Here is a 19,284-nt window from a genome sequence, read left to right as displayed (position 1 = left end):
ATCTTTATTACGCTTTTACGTCATCGGCGTCTTGAACCGCTAAGCGCGCACCTTGCAGAACTAATGCTGTCAGCAAGCGAACCTCTGAGGCCAACTCATCATTCCAAGCAGGCCAAATTCGAGAGATGTACGCGTTATTGCCTTCGCCCGGGCTCATGAAGCCATCATTGAATGCGTCAGCCATTTTCTTCAAAGATTTCTCTTCGTCATCGACCCACTGACCGCGGCTAAAGCCCGCTTCAACACAAGCCAACGCCGTTTTCGGGAAATAAGGCAAAGGCTTAGTCATACCCTCGAAGAACAAGCGAACTAATTCAGTCAGTAGCTGTTTGGCATACTGAGCATCGGCAATTTCTGGGTAGATCAAATGCAGCGCGCCTTCTTTACGATCGTAGCCAATCAGATGGGTTTTCTTAGCATGACCCGACGCCGACATAGCAAGATGATCGATCCACGCAGCAAGGTAATCCTGCGATCGAATCTTACCGCTTCGATAGCGAATCAAACCGGATTGGTAGCATTGAGTTAGCCAACCAGTCAGGCGAACGTTTTTCTCTTCGCCTTCATTTCGCTCAAACAAGGAATCAAACGTCAGGTCGATTTCCAGATCGTCTTGAGGCGCACCAGATAAAAACGCCAGTTTGTCCACCAGCTCTTCCGCCTGAACTCGGTTGGTTTCAAATTCGATATCACCAAACGCTCCCACCGGAAGTTTGCCTTGCGCGCGCTGTTGACTCATAAAGTGTTTAAGCACTTCTGCTTTTTTCTCTGGCTGTATCAATGTCGTTTCAAGCAAGGTTTCTAGCAGCTCATCACGCATTTGATAGCTTTCCAAACCACCTAAAACAAAGGGTTCGTCGTCTTCCATCACCGGCAGTGGCGGTTCAAAGATTACTTTTAAACGACGATTGAAAAAGTACTGCACAGGTAAGCGCCAGAAACGTTGCAACTCGACTAAGTCGAGCTCAAGTGGGAACGTCGCTCCTAACAGATAGTCGTCTAATGCCCGATTAAAATCACGACGAACATAGCCTTGCGATTGACTACTTTGAGTCAATGCCGCTGGAATCCACTCTTTCGCGTAGCTGGCGTGCATGCCTTGGAACGCACTTGGGCTAAACGGCACCATGGCGTGGGTATTCACCAACGCATTTAATAAGTTGTCGCCAGACTCATCAACGGGCAACGCTTCATCACCACTTAAACAATAGTTTTGGTGACAGTATTCCATCAGCTCAGAAACCAGTACCGAAGGCACTCGCTCGGTGTTGTCTTGGATTGAACGGCCAACATAACTGATGTAGAGCGTTTGCTGTGCAGACAACATCGCTTCGAGGAATAGGTAACGGTCATCATCTCGGCGCGAACGGTCGCCCGGTTTGGTTCTTCCTGTCATCAAGTCAAAGCCTTCTGGCGGCATGGAGCGTGGGTACACGCCGTCATTCATCCCCAGTAGACAAACGGTTCTAAACGGAATAGACCGCATCGGCATCAAGGTACAGAAGTTCACTTGACCAGCAAGGAAGCGCTGGCTGACTCGTGTGCCAGATAATTTGTTTTGAAGGTACTGGCTGATGATCGACGGCGATAACGCATCATCAAATGCGGCATCAGCCAATTGCTCTTTGAGTTGGCTGAGCGTATCGCGAATGGATTTGAGCGCCATTTCGCCTTCTAACTCAACTGAGAAGAAGTCATCCAGCAGTGAAACCAAAGTCTCTCGCCAACCATCGATAGTTTGAACATGAGAAAGTTTGCTTCGATAAGTGCTAATTTGTTGGATAAAGTGTGCCAACTTGCCCGCAAGCTCTGCGCCCATGCCTTGCACTTCGTTGTACGGAGACAAACTGCCTTGCTCGGTTTCAAACAAACCTGCGGATTCTGGCATCGCGTAGCCAAGCAACATGCGTTGAATACCAAATTGCCATGTGTTTTGACGGGTTTCCGGCAGTTCAAATTCGCGTCCGGTATTGGCATCCAACCCCCAGCGAATTCCCGATTCTTCAACCCATTGTTTGGCTTGTAAGAAATCATCTTCGCTGAGTTCAAAACGCTTTAATATCGCCGGAGTTTCCAGAAGTTCGAGCAGTTCTGATGCCAAACAGCGCGTATTGGGTAAGTTCACCAACTGCATAAATGCAGCCAGAATTGGGCTCTCTTGATCGGCAGTTCGGTCAGAAATCGAATATGGAATAAAACGCTCACCCGGCGCGTTACCAAAGACCGCCTGAATCGCAGGGCTGTAAGCGTTGATGTCCGCGACCATCACGATAATATCGCGCGGTTTTAACGTTGGGTCAGCATCGAACATCGCCAACAGTTGATCATGCAGCACTTCCACTTCACGCATCGGGCTGTGACAAGCGTGTAGGCTCAGTGATTTATCACCCAAGCTAACCACTTGTTTGTGATGACTGTTTTCAATCTGTTGGTCATCTTGATGTTCTTCAAGATTGAGAATATCCGCTTGCAATTGATGGAGCAGACTGTCGCGCTCAACATCAACAAAGGCTTCAATTTCATGAGATTCCAGCTGAGACAACAGATACATATTGTCGCGCCCGAGTTTACCCATGGATGCCAACAGACTGTTTCCGACCACATCGGTGTGCAGCTCATCGATCACATTATCTTCCAGTGATCCTTTCAGTTGCTCAGTTTCACCTTGCACTTCCGAGTGATCGTCCTGCCACACAACATGCTGACGATGTTTCGCCGCCAAACGAGCCAGATATTTGCGATCTCGAACTTCACCCCAGTAATAACGACAAGGGTTGGTGAACATCAGATGCACGTCGATGTGTTCACCAATTGCTTTTAGCGCATCCATATAGCGAGGCGGCAACGAAGAAATACCAAAAACAAACAAACGCTTGGGTAAATGGTCAAAATTGCAGTTAAAACTCGCTAATGTGTCGATAAAGTGCTCATAAAGGTTGGCACGGTGATAAGGAGACTGTCCTAATGACACAGTGTGATCGTACAACGCTTGCCACAGGATCGGCTGCCACGGATGCTCATCTTCCAGCTCTGGCACACTCTGCCCAGCTTCCCAACTTGCGATCCATTCCGGACGATACACCAAGTAACCATCGAAAATATCGGCAATTTTCTCAGCCAGCTGATACAGCTTAGAGTGGTCACTGTCATCTTTGAGGTACTGCGCTAACGGCGAAAACACCTCTTGGTTGAGAAGCCCCGGAAGCAGATGCATCAACTTCCACGTCATCGCTTCTTTGTTAAACGCACTGCGTTTTGGCACGTCTGGCAACACCTGCGTAAACATTTCCCAAATGAAGGTAGCAGGGAGCGGAAAATCAATGTTCGCGGCAACACCAAACTCTTTGGCCAATTCCATTTTTAGCCACTGAGACATGCCCGGACTTTGAACCAGAATTTGTTCTTTTTCGAACGGGTTTTCTAGCGGACTGATTCGAATCAGTTCGACAAGGAGTGATTTAAGAACGTCAACTTGGTTGGAGTGATAAACAGTAAACAAATTGGGAATACCGAGCGCCGATTGAAACTGTTAGCTAGCTTAGCACAGCCCCATTTAAACCCGCAGTGATCTCGCGTTCGGAAAAAACAAAAGGTTATATATCACTCAAATAGAGTATGAATCTTCTTAATTTTCACATGTCAATCAAGTCTGACACTTCCATACAAAACGTGACATTCGTCGCAACTATTCCATAATAAAAAACACTGTTTTATACTCCCACTACCCATAATTTATAAACAAACAAAAAGTATGTTTCGCAAACTGTCTTCCAACAGCGCTTGGCTGATTGCTTTTTTTGCTTGCTTTGCTGTGTATCTGTCGATCGCTTGTTATCCTTTTGTGTTGTCTAACAATCAGAATGAACCGCTAACCTTGTTGCAAGGTTACTATTTGGTTTCGACTCAATATGGCTGGCTGGGCTTGATCGCTCTTCCATTTATGTTGTTGAGTTTATTGCTCTCTTTTCTACCGACTAGAGCATTCAAAGGCATCGTGGTCGCTATAGCGATCTGTCTATTGATCATGTTTAAAGTCGATATCCTCGTTTTTCAGCAATACAAACTTCACATCAACGCCCTATTAATCCGTATGTTTTTCGAAGGAGGTGGTGATGTCTTCGATATTTCGTGGATGAGTTGGCTTATCTTCGTCAGTGAAGTTGCCGTTCTGGTGATCGGGCTCGCCTGTACCGTTTGGGTAAGTAATAAACTGGCACAAAGCCGAGCTAAGTTCGTTTTGATCAGCGTCTGGTTTGCTGTATTGCTCAGCACACAGATGATTCATGCGTACAAAAACGCGCTTTACGACGATGAAGTCAGTCAGTTTGCGAATAACTGGCCACTTTACTACCCGCTGACGGCTCGTAAATTTATTTACAAACACGACCTAGTGGATGAGAACATTGCATCGAAGAACCGCGTAGAGTTAACCAACATTGAACGTAGCTCACTCAACTACCCGCTTGCGCCCATTCAAGTGCAAAGCAAAGAGAAACAGCCCAATGTTTTGTTTATCTTGGTTGACGCGTGGCGCTACAGTGATGCGACGCCGGAAGTCATGCCAAATGTCAGTAAGTTCGCCGAAAAGACAGTGAATTTCACACAACATATGAGCGGCGGCAACTCAACTCAAGCGGGTATTTTCAGCCTGTTTTACAGCTTGCCAGCGACCTACTGGGAAAGCTTTTACGCAAGCCAACGCTCTCCTGTTTTTATGGATACGCTGCAAGCAGAAGGCTACCGCATGGGCATTTTTGGCTCAGCACCGCTCACCAGCCCGCCACTTTCTCGCACGGTATTCAAAAAAGTGTCGGACTTGACTCTGAGACAAACTGGAGAAACGGCCGTCGAGCGCGATCAGCAGATCACAGACAAGTTCATCGAGTTTCAAAAACAGGACAGCGACAAACCGTACTTTGGTTTTCTGTTCTACGATGCCGCCCACGGTACAGTATTTCCCGAACCTGAATTTGCGAAATTCAAACCATACTGGGAACGCGTTGACCACATTTTGCTCAACAACGATTTTGACGCTTCGCTTTACCACAATCGATACAAGAACTCGTTGTACTACATCGATAGCTTGATTGGTGATGTGCTGAAAAACGTCGACTTAGACAACACCATTGTGGTGATTTCATCTGATCATGGTGAAGAGTTTAACGACCATAAGATGAACTATTGGGGCCACACGGGTAACTACAGTGACGTTCAAGTACATGTTCCTCTTTACGTGTACATGCCAAATCGTCAACCAGAGCAAATTGATTACCGCACGACCCATTTTGACGTCGTGCCAACCATGATGAATACGCTGTTTGACGTTCAAGGCACAACGAGTTCATACAGTGTTGGTCATAACTTGTTTGATAGCTCTGCCCCTCGCGATTGGTATATTGCTGGCAGCTACTACAACTATGCATTGGTCGGCAAAGAACTGATGCTTGTGGTCAATCCTGGCGGGCACTCTCAGCAACTGAATCGCCAGTTAAAAGTCGAGAAAGAACAGAAAGTTCCTGTCGATATCATTCGTCATTCTCTGGATGAGATGTCGCGATTTTACAAAAAAGGCTAGCGCCAACATCGACGCCGATTGAAATAAAAAAGCCTCTTGGTTGTAAGACCAAGAGGCTTTTTCCTATCTGCTATTTAAGCGTGATGAGCGTGCATCAAGCGTGGCTGAATCAATAAGTTGTTGATGTATTGTAAAGCCACATAAGAGACAACAAATGTTGCCACAATCAACTCAAGACCAGCTAAGCCTCGCACTTGTTGAACATAGTGCGCAGCCAATCCTTGCAACTCCATCCAATTCGCCATTTTAAACAGCGCCGTCGCACCGATCACCATCGGGAAAGTGAACGCCGCATAGCCTGGGCTAAATGGCAGTCTAAGCAATTTAAAGAATGCGAGGTAAATGATGGCCGTCATCAATACCGCGATACCAAATAGCATAGCGATGATCACTGGTGATGGTGTCGCAGTGACCGTTAAGTACCCTGCCAATGATAGACTTGCTGGCGCTGCCATGATTGCCATTGTTGGTTTCGCTGCATCCGGAATTTCATGGGTAAACATGAAACGGTAAATCATCATCGGCAACATGATCGCGTACGCCACCATACCAAACATCAATGCACCTTGTGCCACTGGTGCTAACATCGGGTTGCCAGAGAAAGACACATCCGCAACGATGATACCCACTGGCGGTACAAACCAACTTGGAACCATGTGGTGTAATTCAAAATCTTTGGCGCGATGGTAAACAAAGCTCACCAAGAACACGATGTGCAGAACCACCGCAATCAACCAAAGCACATCACCACCCAATGGGTAAAAATGGCCGAGAGAGTTCGATACCACCATAGTCCCCATCGCAAATGTCGGAACCACGCTGCCCACAACCGGATGAGCAAGATCTTGTCTCAATAGATGATTATGTAGCAAAAACTTGGTTGCCAATATAGCCAATAATATGCTCGCGATACCCGCGCTAATCCACTGTCCGTAGCCATGTAATTCGGCGAAGTTCTCCCAACTCCAGCCTAAGCTTGCAATACCAAGAGCCAAACCCGCCATCGGAGTTGGTGCTCCCATTACTTTTGCTTTTGTTCTTTGAATCATGATGACCTCAACCAGACTCACTCTTGATGGAGCGTATAATACGCTTGCACTTCGTTCCGATATATCTAATTATTTAAAACAAACGTTCAAAATTACTTAACGGTGGGGTATGGCAAGTCACATTTCTCTTAAACAACTGAAAGTGTTTACGACGATCACGCAGCACAAAACGCTCACAGCAGCTTCTGATAGTCTCTTTTTATCAAAAGCCGCTGTGAGCATGGCACTCTCAGAATTAGAAAAGCAGATCGGCCATCACTTGTTTGATCGTGTTAATAACCGACTAATTTTGAACCAAGAAGGTCAAAAACTGCTGCCACTGGCGGATGAATTACTCAACCGAGCCAAGGACATCGAGAGCATTTTCGATGGTGACCAAGCGCTATCGGGCCAACTTCGCATTGGTGCCAGTGACACCATTGGCAACCAAGTCGCGCCCTATTTGCTTAGCGAATTTCGTCAGCAAACGAACCATCGTTCTCAAAGCCTGTTTATTTCTAACTCTGCACAAATCTGCGACATGCTGACCGATTACGAGTTAGACATCGCCCTAATTGAAGGCAAAACACTTCACCCTGAATTGCAGTCCACCCAGTTTAGCGAAGATGAAATGTGCGTGATTTGCGCGCCAGATTACCCAGCCGCGCACGAAGGGCCAGTAAATTTAACCGAGCTAGAAAACAGCGAATGGATATTGCGAGAGGCGGGGTCTGGTTCACGCGAATTTTTTATGCGCGTTGTCGCGCCGCGCTTGGAACATTGGCATGAAGCTTTTCAGCTCAATACCACCGAAGCGTTGATCAACTCAGTATCTGCTGGGCTGGGCTTAGGTTGCTTGTCACGTTTGTCTGCAGAACCTGCTATTCGTGACGGCCGCGTAAAACTGCTCGACATGCCTTTAGATATGAAACGTCGCTTCTGGCTACTGGTTCACAAAGAGAAATACCAAAGCCCACTACTCAGAACGTTTATCGAATTTTGCCAAGATTGGGAACGACCAAATAACCTTTATCTAGAGAATACGCCCTCCAAGTGAAACGGAGATAGTTTAAATGCTGGTCAGTTAGTTGTACGTGTCTCTCATTCTTAGGCTTGTCGCTAGACTTAACTGGTCAAAAACTGTATAAAAAGCCAGTATCAATACACCAAGTTAGGGGACCAACCATGGCTGTAATCGTCAAGTACGTGGTAGAACGCAATGGAGAAGAGAAAATGACTTTTACCTCTAAAGCGGAAGCTGACGCATACGATAAAATGCTAGACATGGCAGACGAACTATTCACGCTGCTAGGTAAAAGTGAACTTCTAGAAGACGAAGGTAAGCAAGAAGATCTTGCGATGTACCTCGCTCAAAACAAAGAAGAAGTGCTTTACGCACTGGGTGCAAAACGCAAACCGGCACCAAAGAAAGCAAAAAAGCTTGAATCTGTAGAAGAAGATAAGCAAGAAGACGCTGCATAAGCCTCTCATTTGTTAAAGAAACGCCGCATCATGTGGCGTTTTTTGTATCTGAAGGCACACATCATCATGGAAAGATCGCCCTTTCTTTCGAGCACAGATACGACAAATCGCCTTCTTTCATTTCAACAAACACCTGCTAATTGACCACCTCACAACCACATTTCTCATCAGACAGACATATCTCCCAAAAGACAAAAGGTATCCATCTACAGACTTTATCTATTTCCCCTCTTTAAACTCCCTAGCACTCTCATTATGATGGCTGACAACTTAATTATTTCTTGTCAGTGAACAGACGAGACACAAGACTCAACACATGGAGATCAACTATGGCTTTCTTTTCTCTAGCCTTTGGTACAGCGACTAAAAACCGCGATGGCAAAATCATTGAAGCGTTTTTTCCAAACCCAGTTCTTAACCCAAATGAAGAGCTTGTTAACGCACTAGCAGCAGTAGCAGGTTACGAACAAGGCAACCAAGCTATCGAGATCTCTGCAGCACAAAGCGCAGAACTTGCGGCGGCTTTCGAAGCAAGCGGCGATGCAGCAAACGCATCTTTCGCAACCAAAGCAGCAGAATCAGCACAGCCGCTTGTACTGGTTATTCTAGCTACAGATGAACAGCCACAATCTGTTGCTGAAGGCTTCCTAAAACTTCAACTTATCTCTAACCGTCTAGTTAAGCCACACGGTACAGTACTGGATGGCATCTTCGGTCTACTACACAACATCGCATGGACTAACGAAGGCCCAATCGACCTACCTGAGCTGGCTGAGCGTCAAATCGAAGCTCGCCTAGCTGGCCGTACGCTAAGCGTAGATTGCGTAGACAAGTTCCCTAAAATGGTGGACTACGTGGTACCAACTGGTGTTCGTATCGCAGACACTTCTCGCGTACGTCTTGGCGCACACGTTGGCGAAGGCACAACTGTTATGCACGAAGGCTTCATCAACTTCAACGCGGGTACTACTGGCGTGAGCATGGTTGAAGGCCGTATCTCTGCGGGTGTGGTTGTTGGTAACGGTTCAGACATCGGTGGCGGTGCATCTATCATGGGTACACTATCTGGCGGCGGTAAAGTGGTGGTTTCCATCGGTGAAAACTCTCTACTAGGCGCAAACGCAGGTCTTGGGTTCCCAATGGGTGACCGTTGTACTATCGAATCAGGTCTGTACGTAACCGCTGGCTCTAAAGTACTCATGCTAGATTCTGAAGGTCAAGAAGTCGAAGTGGTTAAGGCTCGCGATCTTGCTGGTGTTTCTGACCTACTGTTCCGTCGTAACTCTGTAACAGGTCAAATCGAGTGTCTTGCAAACAAGAGCGCAGTTGAACTGAACAGCGAATTGCATAAAAACAACTAATAAATAGTTAAGAAAAATCCCCCAGCAGGAAACTGTTGGGGGATTTTTTAGCTTACAGCAAAATGCGTGATTACTGATTTAAAAAGCTGACTGCTTTATCTGGGAAATCAGTAAACAAACCATCCACCTTCACTTGGTTGTAGTACACATCCATCATGCCTTCAAAGCTGTCCGTGTACGCAGGAATACGTCCTGGATCGGCACGGAACGTGTATGGATGCACTTGCAAGCCAGCGTCTTTTGCAGCCATCATCAACGGCTTAATGATGATGTTGTCTTTGGTTGACTTATCATCCACCAGCATCGGCTTCCAAGGTCCAATTCCTTCCGCGTAACTCGCTACTTTCTTCATTCCGTCGGCTTCGAACATCCAGTCATAACTGTATGGTGTTGCCTTGTCGCCTTTGTACACCATAGTTTCGTTCCAGTCCGTGTAAGCCATAAGCTGAACGAGCTTTAAGTCCATGCCCATTGCAGGCATGAGTTCACTGTTGATGCGTTGAAGTTCATTCGCATCAAAACACTGAAGGTAGACTTTGTCGTCTTGAGAGCCGTAACCGTACTGCTTCAAGACTTTAAGTACTGCTTTAGAAATGTCCTTACCTTCATGACGATGGAACCAAGGCGCTTTAATTTCTGGGTAAATACCGATGTCATAACCCAGCGTTTTGTTTAAGCCTTGGATCAGCTCAATCTCTTCAGCAAACGTCGGCACGGTGAAATCAGATTTCCACATAGGGAATCGGGTTGGATAGCCCGCTATTTTGTTGCCTTTGTCATCGATATTAAAGCCTTCAGTTACTCGCAAGGATTTGATTTCCGCCAAAGTGAAATCAATCGCGTAATAACGACCATCTTTACGTGCACGATCAGGAAAACGCTCCGCAACATCCGTTACGCGATCGAGATAATGGTCATGCAACACGACCAACTGGTCGTCTTTCGTCATTACCACATCTTGCTCTATGTAGTCAGGTTTCATTGCGTAAGCAAGCGCTTTGGCTTCTAGCGTGTGTTCAGGCAAGTAACCCGATGCGCCACGGTGTGCAATTACAAGTGGTTTTGCAATCGCACCAGCTGAGAGGCTAAGTGCTAAAAAAGTAAGACATACTGACTTTGTTTTCATTGTTATTTCCTTGATAAAGCGAAGAGGCAGTATTCCACTGCCTCTTTAAATAAATATTACGCTAGCGCTTCCTTTTCGCGCTCTTTTTGCTCGTGGTGCGCACGCTCACCTAAGAAGGCGTACATCAAACACACAATAGAAGTAATACAAGAACCAACCAAGATGATAAAGCCACCATCCCAGCCAAAGTGGTCTACCGTGTAGCCCAGAATCGCGTTTGCGGCAACTGCCCCACCTAAGTATCCAAATAAACCAGTAAGACCAGCAGCAGTACCAGCGGCTTTCTTCGGAGCGAGCTCAAGTGCGTACAAGCCAATCAGCATAACCGGACCATAGATTAGGAAGCCAATTGCAATCAGCGCCATCATGTCCACCATTGGGTTACCAGCAGGGTTAAACCAGTAAACCATCACTGCAACGGTCACTAGCACCATAAATAAGATGCCAGCAGGTGCACGACGACCTTTGAACAATTTGTCTGAAATCCAACCACACAATAACGTGCCTGGAATGCCGGCCCATTCGTATAAGAAGTAAGCCCATGACGATTTATCTACCGAGAAATCCTTCGCTTCTTTTAGATAAACTGGTGCCCAATCCAGTACGCCGTAACGAATTAGATAAACAAATGCGTTTGCAATTGCAATCGACCAAAGCAGCTTGTTGTTGAATACATACTTAAAGAAGATTTCCTTGGCTGTCATTTCTTGTTCGTGCGACTTGTCATAGTCATCAGGATAATCGTCTTTATACTCTTCGATCGGTGGCAAACCACAAGATTGAGGCGTATCGCGAACCGTCATCCAAACAAACACAGCAACCAACGTGGCGAAAAATGCAGGAACATAAAATGCAGTGCGCCAATCATCGTTAAATGCCCACAGGCCAAGAATAAATAGTGGACCAATCAAACCGCCACCCACGTTGTGTGCCACGTTCCAAACCGAAACGATCTCACCACGCTCTTTACGTGACCACCAGTGCACCATGGTTCGTCCACATGCGGGCCACCCCATGCCTTGGAACCAACCGTTCAAGAAAAGCAAAATGAACATCGCAGTGACGCTGCCAGTCGCCCATGGCATAAAGCCAAAGCAAAACATCACTAATGCAGACATCAGTAGGCCGCCACTAAGGAAATAGCGAGGGTTGGAGCGGTCTGAAACGCTGCCCATTAGAAACTTAGAGAGACCATATGCAATGGAAACTGCTGCCAAGGCGACACCTAAGTCTCCGCGGCTAAAGCCTTGCTCGATAAGATAAGGCATCGCCAAACTGAAGTTTTTACGAACTAGATAGTAACCGGCGTAGCCAACAAAGATACCGATAAAGAGTTGCCAACGGAGGCGAGAGTAGGTGCTATCGATGCTGCCAGGGGACAGACGATCAATGTGCGCCTTAGGTTTGAATATTCCAAACATAGGAACCTCATTATTTTGTATGCGATGGTAAAAACACAAAAGGAGCGAACGAAACAAAATAAATCTTCGTTCGAAAGTTCATGAATTGTATGGAGTTAGGATTTTATTTCTGTGACAAATGTTGCACATGGATTAAATATAAGTAAATACAGTAAATTATATGAGCATTAATTAGATCATCGTTCAACTTTACTCAAGATTCGTTAATATTAAACTGATGTTCAAACCTCTCACTTGAGCATTCCAATTCGAAACCTTTGAAACAAAGGCTCGAATTAGAACATAAACTAACCGTAAAAAGGGCGATTTACGCCTGCCCTACTCGCTCCGAACCAACTAATAACTAAAAAGCTGAAAAACGATCACGTTTAGCATCAAACGAAATAAAAAAACCAATTTTTATTTGAATACAAGCCGAAGCAATGATTCACAAACACAAGACATTAACAGCGTTTATTCTCTTCTCAACTCATCCTATTGGTATCAATGGGATGACGATTTTTTCTAAAAGTCCAAACATGACAGCGTATTTTTTTATATCACTGCTAGCCCTTGATACATTTGACATTTTCCTACTCCTTTAGGGTTAACTGCTACACAAGTTCTGTGCAATAAGTCTCCAAGCACGTGGCAGCTTCACAAAACTCCTCTTACCAGTTGTGCATTCTTTTTCACATCGGTAATTTGAGCGCTCTCAACACTGGCCTCGTGACAAATAAATTATTTTCGTTGTGTTCTTTTCCGGTTAAAAGATGCGCCATTTAACAAAAACGAAGACTTTGATTAACAAATTTATGCTCAAACGCTCATTTTTAACGCTCGTTTGTTTTCGAAAACGTTTATATATGCACAATAGTACCGTGCTAGACAGGCAAAAATGATCAAAGGACTTTTAACATGACAACGAACAAACACCCCTCTCTGCTCGGAGAATGTTTGGCCGAGTTTATCGGTACAGGACTACTTATCTTCTTCGGCGTAGGCTGTGTCGCAGCCTTGGTTCTAACAGGCGCATCATTTGGACAATGGGAAATCAGTATTGTATGGGGCCTAGGTGTCGCCATCGCTATTTACTGTACTGCCGGCGTTTCAGGCGCGCACATCAACCCAGCGGTAACCATCGCACTCGCTATGTTCCATGGTTTTGATAAGGCGAAAGTGATGCCATACATCATCGCCCAAATGCTTGGCGCATTCTGCTCTGCTGCGTTGGTTTACAGCTTATACAGCAACCTTTTCACCGACTACGAAATCGCACATAACTTCGTCCGCAGTAGCCAAGATGCACTAGCAACCGCTGGTATCTTCTCAACCTATCCACATGCTTCCCTCTCTTTCTTTGGCGCTTTTGCTGTGGAATTCGTTATCACTGCCGTGCTGATGTTTGCGATTTTGGCTTTGGGCGATGAAAATAACGGCGCTGCACGAGGTGCAATGAACCCGCTGTTAATCGGTATTTTGATTGCCGTGATCGGTGGTTCTCTTGGTCCACTAACTGGCTTCGCGATGAACCCTGCGCGCGACTTTGGACCGAAACTGTTCGCTTACTTCGCAGGCTGGGATTACGCTCTGACAGGTGCTAAAGACATTCCTTACTTTATCGTGCCTTTACTTGCTCCGATTGCAGGTGCGTGCTTTGGTGGTTGGTTGTATCCAAAAGCGATTGCGGCTTACCTTCCACAACAAGGCCACGGCTGTACAATTCCAAACCAATGTGAGACGGAAGAAGAAACAGAAGAAGCTAGAGCTTAAAACTGACGCACTCGAACATTTACTAAAATATAAATAACGAAACAAAAGGATTCTTACCATGACTGAGCAAAAATACATTGTTGCCCTAGACCAAGGTACGACAAGCTCTCGCGCAGTAATTCTTGATCATGACGCGAACATCGTAAGCGTCGCACAGCGCGAATTTACTCAGATTTATCCAGAGGCAGGTTGGGTAGAACATGACCCAATGGAAATCTGGGCAACACAAAGCTCTACGTTGGTAGAAGCTCTAGCTAAGTCTGGCATCCGTAGCGACCAATTGGCGGCTATCGGTATTACTAACCAGCGTGAAACTACTATCGTCTGGAATAAAGAAACAGGCAAACCCGTTTACAATGCGATCGTATGGCAATGTCGCCGTACTGCTGACATCTGTGAAGATTTAAAAGCGCGTGGTCTAGAAAACTACGTACGTGACAACACAGGTTTGGTGCTTGACCCTTACTTCTCTGGCACTAAAGTGAAATGGATTCTGGACAATGTTGAAGGCGCGCGCGAAGACGCAGAAGCAGGCAAGCTGTTGTTCGGTACCGTCGATACTTGGTTAGTTTGGAAGATGACTCAAGGCCGCGTTCACGTGACCGACTACACCAACGCATCGCGTACCATGCTGTTTAACATCAACGATCTATGTTGGGATCAGAAAATGTTAGATGAACTTGGTATCCCAGCATCTATGATGCCAGAAGTGAAACGCTCATCGGAAGTTTACGGTAAGACCAACATTGGTGGTAAAGGCGGTACTCGTATTCCTATTTCTGGTATTGCGGGTGACCAACAAGCTGCGCTTTATGGCCAAATGTGTGTTGAAGCGGGTCAGGCGAAAAACACTTACGGCACGGGTTGTTTCTTGCTAATGAATACGGGCCAAGAAAAAGTCACTTCGACGCACGGCCTACTGACAACTTTGGCTTGTGGTCCTAAAGGTGAGCCTGCTTATGCACTTGAAGGTGCCGTATTCATGGGTGGTGCTTCTATCCAATGGCTACGCGATGAATTAAAAATCCTAAACGGTGCAGAAGACTCTGAATACTTCGCAACCAAAGTGGATACCTCAAACGGCGTTTATGTCGTGCCTGCCTTTACTGGTTTAGGCGCACCATACTGGGATGCCTACGCACGTGGCACGATTGTCGGCCTTACTCGCGGTGTGAACTCAAACCACATTATCCGTGCGACTTTGGAAGGCATCGCTTACCAAACTCGTGACGTACTGGATGCGATGCAAGCCGACTCAGGTATTAAACTTGCGAATCTTCGCGTCGATGGCGGTGCGGTAGCGAACAACTTCCTAATGCAGTTCCAATCCGATGTATTGAATACAGAAGTACACCGCCCTCAAGTAACAGAAGTGACGGCTCTTGGTGCAGCCTACCTTGCAGGCCTTGCCGTGGGTTACTGGGACAGCATTGACGAGTTGCAGAATAAAGCGGTGCTTGATCGCACGTTTGAGCCGCACGATGATGAAGAAAAGCGCAATCGTCGTTACAAGGGTTGGAAACGCGCAGTGAAATGTGCGCAAACCTGGTCTGAGCTTCACGACGAAGAAGATTAATCTCACCTCCATACGAAAAAAGAGCGCCATTTGTGCGCTCTTTTTGCGCTTTGCCCCTGATTCCTGAACTCGCTTACTTCTCACAACGCGCAAATTCGAGCACAATAGAGCTTCGAATTTGAAGCATTGGCCGTTACCAATGCACAAGGGAGTGGTAAGTGAAGCAAATACCTCGACACCAACAGATTGTTGAGTTGGTGAAAAAACAAGGCTATGTCAGCACGGATGAGTTGGTAGAAAGATTCAATGTCAGCCCACAAACCATCCGACGCGATCTTAATGAACTCGCCGACGACAACAAAATTCGTCGTTATCACGGTGGTGCAACCATCCCTCTCAGTTCTGAAAACACATCTTACAACACGCGTAAAGCGCTCAACTTCAATGAAAAAGATGTCATTGCAGACGAGGTGGTCAAGCACATTCCTGATGGCGCGACTCTATTTATTGATATCGGCACCACACCAGAAGCGGTTGCGCGAGCGCTCAATAAAAACCATAAACAGCTACGCGTGGTTACCAACAATATCAACGTGGCAACCATTCTCTTCCCCAACCCAGAGATCAAAGTCATCTTAGCAGGCGGTGAAGTTCGAAGTCGCGATGGCGGCATTGTTGGAGAAGCCACTCTCGACTTCGTTAAACAGTTCCGTCTCGACTTTGGCATTCTTGGCATCAGTGGTATCGACTTTGATGGCTCGCTATTAGACTTTGATTACCACGAAGTCAGGGTCAAACAAGCGATCATCGACAACAGCCGCAGTGTATTTCTTGCCGTCGACCACACCAAGTTCGGGCGCAATGCCATGGTGAAGCTAGGCAATATCGCTCAGCTCAACATGATCTTTACCAACAAGCAGCCACCAGAAGAAATCTTGTCGATTTTAAAAGAAGCTTCAATTCCACTTGAAGTCGTTGAAGCGAACGAGACAAACTTCGAAAACGAGTAGTTTCAATCATTAATTTGCCTCTCAAATGACCTCTGTCTTAATTAGGCAGAGGTTTTTTTGTGCCTAAATCACACAAAACGCTCACAAACGAAAATAATAGATGATCACAAACGAAACCTAAGCTAGGATTAGATCATGTTCCAAAATGCTCGTTCGCTCACCAAGAGGTCAAATTTATGAGTATACAAAAAAATGCTTCCACTACTAGCTCATCCACTACCTTAGACTTGATCGTAATTGGTGGCGGCATTAACGGGGCTGGTATTGCGGCAGACGCAGCTGGCCGCGGTTTGAGTGTTGGCTTATACGAAGCAAGTGACTTCGCGTCCGCTACTTCTTCGGCAAGTTCTAAACTGATCCACGGCGGTTTACGCTATCTTGAACACTACGAGTTTCGTTTGGTTTCGGAAGCGCTCGCAGAACGTGAAGTTATTCTTCGCAAAGCGCCTCACGTTGCCCTACCAATGCGTTTCCGTTTGCCTCATCGCCCATTCCTACGTCCAGCTTGGATGATTCGCTGTGGCCTATTCCTTTACGATAACTTGGGTAAACGTACGACTCTACCAGGCAGCAAAACCGTTAACTTAGCGAAATCGGGCTTGCTAAAACCAGAAATGAAAACCGGTTTCGAATACTCTGACTGTTGGGTTGATGACGCTCGTTTAGTATTACTTAACGTTCTGGCTGCTCGCGAAAACCATGCAGAAGTGCGTAACTACTGCCGCGTAGAAAAAGCACACCGTGAAGGTGGTATCTGGCATGTCACAATTCATGACGTGATGACAGACCAACGTTTCGAACGCAAAGCAAAAGCACTAGTAAACGCAGCTGGCCCTTGGGTAAAACAGTTCTTTGATGATGGATTAGAGCAAGCCTCTCCTCGTAACATTCGCTTAATCAAAGGCTCGCACATCGTTGTTCCTCGTATCCACAACGAACCGCAAGCCTACATTCTTCAAAACAAAGACAACCGCATCGTATTTATGATTCCTTACTTAGATAAGTTCTCAATCATTGGTACAACAGATGTGGAATACAAAGGTGACCCACGCGAAGTGGCAATCTCAGATGACGAAGTCGATTACCTCATCGACATCGTAAACCAACACTTTGTCCACCAGCTGACTCGCGAAGATGTGGTTTGGACATACAGCGGTGTTCGTCCTTTATGTGACGATGAATCTGACTCTCCGCAAGCGATCACACGAGACTACACGCTAGAGCTCGATGCGGAATACGACCATGCACCTCTGCTTTCTGTCTTTGGTGGTAAGCTGACGACCTACCGTAAACTGGGTGAAGCGGCAATGAAAAAGCTGGCTCCTTTCCTACCAGAGATGGGAAGCGACTGGACGGCAAATCAAACCCTACCTGGTGGTAACTTCAGCTGTAGTCGTGAACAATTAGCTAAACAAATTCATGCTAAATACGCTTGGGCGCCAGAAGCATTGATTCTTCGTTACGTAACACAATTTGGTACCCAAACTTGGAACTTAATGGAAGGCACAGCAAGCGAAGCTGACCTTGGACACGCGTTCTCATCGCAAGCCGGCGGTGTTTACCAACGTGAGATCGACTACTTAATGAACCATGAAATGGCAATGACCGATAAAGACATTTTGTGGCGTCGTACCAAACTTGGTCTGTACATGAACGATGAAGAAAAGCAGGCTTTATCGGACTATTTAAAAGAAAAGCTACAACAGAAAGTGGTTAATCTTTCTCAAGTTGGCTAACTGCTCCTCCCCTCCCCACTAGAAAGCCTGCCTCGCTGCAGGCTTTTTTATTTTGCTGTTTTTACACCACACTTTGGCTTGCTTCACTTGATTACAAATAAGAGCAACTATTCATAGACATTTAGCGTTAAATGCAATCATACTCATTTAAATAATTATCCCTGAATAACTTCATGGCGCTGGGTTCAGAACGTTATCACTGATGCACTTCCCGGAAAAAATGCAGTGGAAGAACAGGCTCTTTCCGAGTTATTTGGGGAAAGGCTCAGACAAGGAAAAGAAAATGGGTTTTATGATTGAACATTGGGATTTTTCAACCCCAGAAGCAACTCAGCAATCCACAACGGCGGAGCAGATTCAAGCCAAACATTGGTACCATTGTGAACGGCTGCATCCCGATATTCGTGGCTGGCTAGAGCAAAACCAAGTACCACGTGCCACTGTTGATCACCTGTTAGCCGACGAGAGCCGACCGTCTTTCCACCCTTTGGATGACGAGAACTTCATGTTGATTTTACGAGGCGTCAATATGAATGGCGATGCTTCACCAGAAGACATGCTCAGTATTCGAATTCTCTATTTTCAAGGCGCACTGATTTCAACACGTAAGATCCCATCGCGTGCCATCATGGAAATTCGTCAAGCATTGGCGGAACACAAAGGTCCGAAAAGCCTTGCTGGTTTACTTCATCAGATTATTGAAGGATTAAATAGCAAAATAGACGTTTACCTCGATACGATTGAAGAGACGTTAAACCAGTTTGATGTGAATGATGAATCGACGTACAAGCATATGGCGACTCAAAAAGCGCTTATCTCCATCAAACGTTTTATTCGCCCTCAGCAATATGCTATTCGTGATCTCGTTGAATCAGAGTCCGAGTTGGTGGCTTTAAGGCCCCATCAATATCGCTTCGCCCACAATAATATTACGCGCATAAATGAAACACTTGAGTTTTATCTTGGAGAAGTCGCTCTCTTTCAAGAAGAAATCAAACATCATCGTGACGAGAAAACTAATAAAAACAGTTATCTATTTACCTTGGTGGCGACTATTTTCTTGCCAACCAGCTTCCTAACAGGTTTGCTTGGCATCAACATTGGCGGTATGCCAGGCGTGGAATCCGCCATGGCGTTCACCTGGTTCTGTATCGCTTTAATTATCATCTTTGCTCTAGAGTGGTGGCTATTCAAACGTTTGGGGTTTACGAATAAAACGGACGACGAAGACGAATAAGCACTAATCCTATAAAGAACAACAATCAAAGAAAAGAGGA

The 19,284-nt window shown here is 46.0% G+C and carries 13 protein-coding genes; 9 read left to right on the top strand and 4 right to left on the bottom strand.

Translation table 11 applies throughout. The features are described 5' to 3' along the window. Window positions 1–7: 7 nt before the first annotated feature. Window positions 8–3,499, bottom strand: coding sequence for an exodeoxyribonuclease V subunit gamma (gene recC / locus CBX98_RS14280; protein WP_109169563.1), 3,492 nt, complete (start codon window positions 3,497–3,499; stop codon window positions 8–10). Between the two features lie 252 nt (window positions 3,500–3,751). On the opposite strand from recC, the gene CBX98_RS14275 reads away from it, so the two are divergent. Next, complete coding sequence (locus tag CBX98_RS14275; RefSeq protein ID WP_109169561.1) at window positions 3,752–5,575, top strand: DUF3413 domain-containing protein; 1,824 nt, start codon at window positions 3,752–3,754, stop codon at window positions 5,573–5,575. Window positions 5,576–5,649: 74 nt separating this feature from the next. On the opposite strand, the gene CBX98_RS14270 is transcribed toward CBX98_RS14275, so the two are convergent. After that, window positions 5,650–6,624: a TDT family transporter gene (locus CBX98_RS14270; RefSeq protein ID WP_046875000.1), complete on the bottom strand. Its 975-nt coding sequence runs from the start codon at window positions 6,622–6,624 to the stop codon at window positions 5,650–5,652. 109 nt (window positions 6,625–6,733) lie between these two features. On the opposite strand from CBX98_RS14270, the gene CBX98_RS14265 reads away from it, so the two are divergent. The 3 genes from CBX98_RS14265 (at window position 6,734) to dapD (ending at window position 9,446) form a co-directional block, all read left to right on the top strand. Next, window positions 6,734–7,660: a LysR substrate-binding domain-containing protein gene (locus CBX98_RS14265; RefSeq protein WP_046875001.1), complete on the top strand. Its 927-nt coding sequence runs from the start codon at window positions 6,734–6,736 to the stop codon at window positions 7,658–7,660. Window positions 7,661–7,788: 128 nt separating this feature from the next. Then, window positions 7,789–8,085 (top strand): YebG family protein, encoded by a 297-nt coding sequence (locus tag CBX98_RS14260; protein WP_041852896.1) that lies wholly within the window; start codon window positions 7,789–7,791, stop codon window positions 8,083–8,085. A gap of 329 nt (window positions 8,086–8,414) precedes the next feature. Then, a complete protein-coding gene (gene dapD, locus CBX98_RS14255; RefSeq protein WP_109169559.1) occupies window positions 8,415–9,446 on the top strand; it encodes a 2,3,4,5-tetrahydropyridine-2,6-dicarboxylate N-succinyltransferase in 1,032 nt (343 codons plus the stop codon). Between the two features lie 70 nt (window positions 9,447–9,516). On the opposite strand, the gene glpQ is transcribed toward dapD, so the two are convergent. Continuing rightward, the gene (gene glpQ, locus CBX98_RS14250) at window positions 9,517–10,572 is read right to left on the bottom strand and encodes a glycerophosphodiester phosphodiesterase (protein ID WP_109169557.1); all 1,056 of its coding nucleotides are present in this window, start codon (window positions 10,570–10,572) and stop codon (window positions 9,517–9,519) included. Window positions 10,573–10,628: 56 nt separating this feature from the next. Then, window positions 10,629–11,993: a glycerol-3-phosphate transporter gene (gene glpT, locus CBX98_RS14245; RefSeq protein ID WP_006742417.1), complete on the bottom strand. Its 1,365-nt coding sequence runs from the start codon at window positions 11,991–11,993 to the stop codon at window positions 10,629–10,631. An 897-nt stretch (window positions 11,994–12,890) separates the two neighbouring features. On the opposite strand from glpT, the gene CBX98_RS14235 reads away from it, so the two are divergent. From CBX98_RS14235 to CBX98_RS14215, 5 genes are all read left to right on the top strand, one after another. Further along, complete coding sequence (locus tag CBX98_RS14235) at window positions 12,891–13,745, top strand: MIP/aquaporin family protein (protein WP_006742416.1); 855 nt, start codon at window positions 12,891–12,893, stop codon at window positions 13,743–13,745. Between the two features lie 58 nt (window positions 13,746–13,803). Continuing rightward, window positions 13,804–15,321: a glycerol kinase GlpK gene (glpK, locus tag CBX98_RS14230; protein ID WP_006742415.1), complete on the top strand. Its 1,518-nt coding sequence runs from the start codon at window positions 13,804–13,806 to the stop codon at window positions 15,319–15,321. Window positions 15,322–15,479: 158 nt separating this feature from the next. Continuing rightward, on the top strand, window positions 15,480–16,271 hold the full coding sequence (locus CBX98_RS14225; RefSeq protein WP_006742414.1) for a DeoR/GlpR family transcriptional regulator: 792 nt from the start codon (window positions 15,480–15,482) through the stop codon (window positions 16,269–16,271). A 176-nt stretch (window positions 16,272–16,447) separates the two neighbouring features. After that, complete coding sequence (glpD, locus tag CBX98_RS14220) at window positions 16,448–18,007, top strand: glycerol-3-phosphate dehydrogenase (RefSeq protein WP_109169553.1); 1,560 nt, start codon at window positions 16,448–16,450, stop codon at window positions 18,005–18,007. Between the two features lie 283 nt (window positions 18,008–18,290). After that, complete coding sequence (locus tag CBX98_RS14215) at window positions 18,291–19,244, top strand: CorA family divalent cation transporter (RefSeq protein WP_109169551.1); 954 nt, start codon at window positions 18,291–18,293, stop codon at window positions 19,242–19,244. Window positions 19,245–19,284: the final 40 nt, after the last annotated feature.

Source organism: Vibrio sp. T9 (assembly GCF_003123985.1).
GTDB lineage: Bacteria > Pseudomonadota > Gammaproteobacteria > Enterobacterales > Vibrionaceae > Vibrio > Vibrio diabolicus.
The sequence above is the reverse complement of the archived record's forward strand: the minus strand, read 5'-3'. Positions and strand labels throughout refer to the sequence as shown.

Coding starts and splice junctions, on each gene's coding strand:
- glpQ (WP_109169557.1), bottom strand. CDS start 10,572: ATGAAAACAAAGTCAGTATGTCTTACTTTTTTAGCACTTAGCCTCTCA.
- CBX98_RS14215 (WP_109169551.1), top strand. CDS start 18,291: ATGGGTTTTATGATTGAACATTGGGATTTTTCAACCCCAGAAGCAACT.
- CBX98_RS14270 (WP_046875000.1), bottom strand. CDS start 6,624: ATGATTCAAAGAACAAAAGCAAAAGTAATGGGAGCACCAACTCCGATG.
- glpT (WP_006742417.1), bottom strand. CDS start 11,993: ATGTTTGGAATATTCAAACCTAAGGCGCACATTGATCGTCTGTCCCCT.
- CBX98_RS14260 (WP_041852896.1), top strand. CDS start 7,789: ATGGCTGTAATCGTCAAGTACGTGGTAGAACGCAATGGAGAAGAGAAA.
- CBX98_RS14275 (WP_109169561.1), top strand. CDS start 3,752: ATGTTTCGCAAACTGTCTTCCAACAGCGCTTGGCTGATTGCTTTTTTT.
- CBX98_RS14265 (WP_046875001.1), top strand. CDS start 6,734: ATGGCAAGTCACATTTCTCTTAAACAACTGAAAGTGTTTACGACGATC.
- glpK (WP_006742415.1), top strand. CDS start 13,804: ATGACTGAGCAAAAATACATTGTTGCCCTAGACCAAGGTACGACAAGC.
- glpD (WP_109169553.1), top strand. CDS start 16,448: ATGAGTATACAAAAAAATGCTTCCACTACTAGCTCATCCACTACCTTA.
- dapD (WP_109169559.1), top strand. CDS start 8,415: ATGGCTTTCTTTTCTCTAGCCTTTGGTACAGCGACTAAAAACCGCGAT.
- CBX98_RS14235 (WP_006742416.1), top strand. CDS start 12,891: ATGACAACGAACAAACACCCCTCTCTGCTCGGAGAATGTTTGGCCGAG.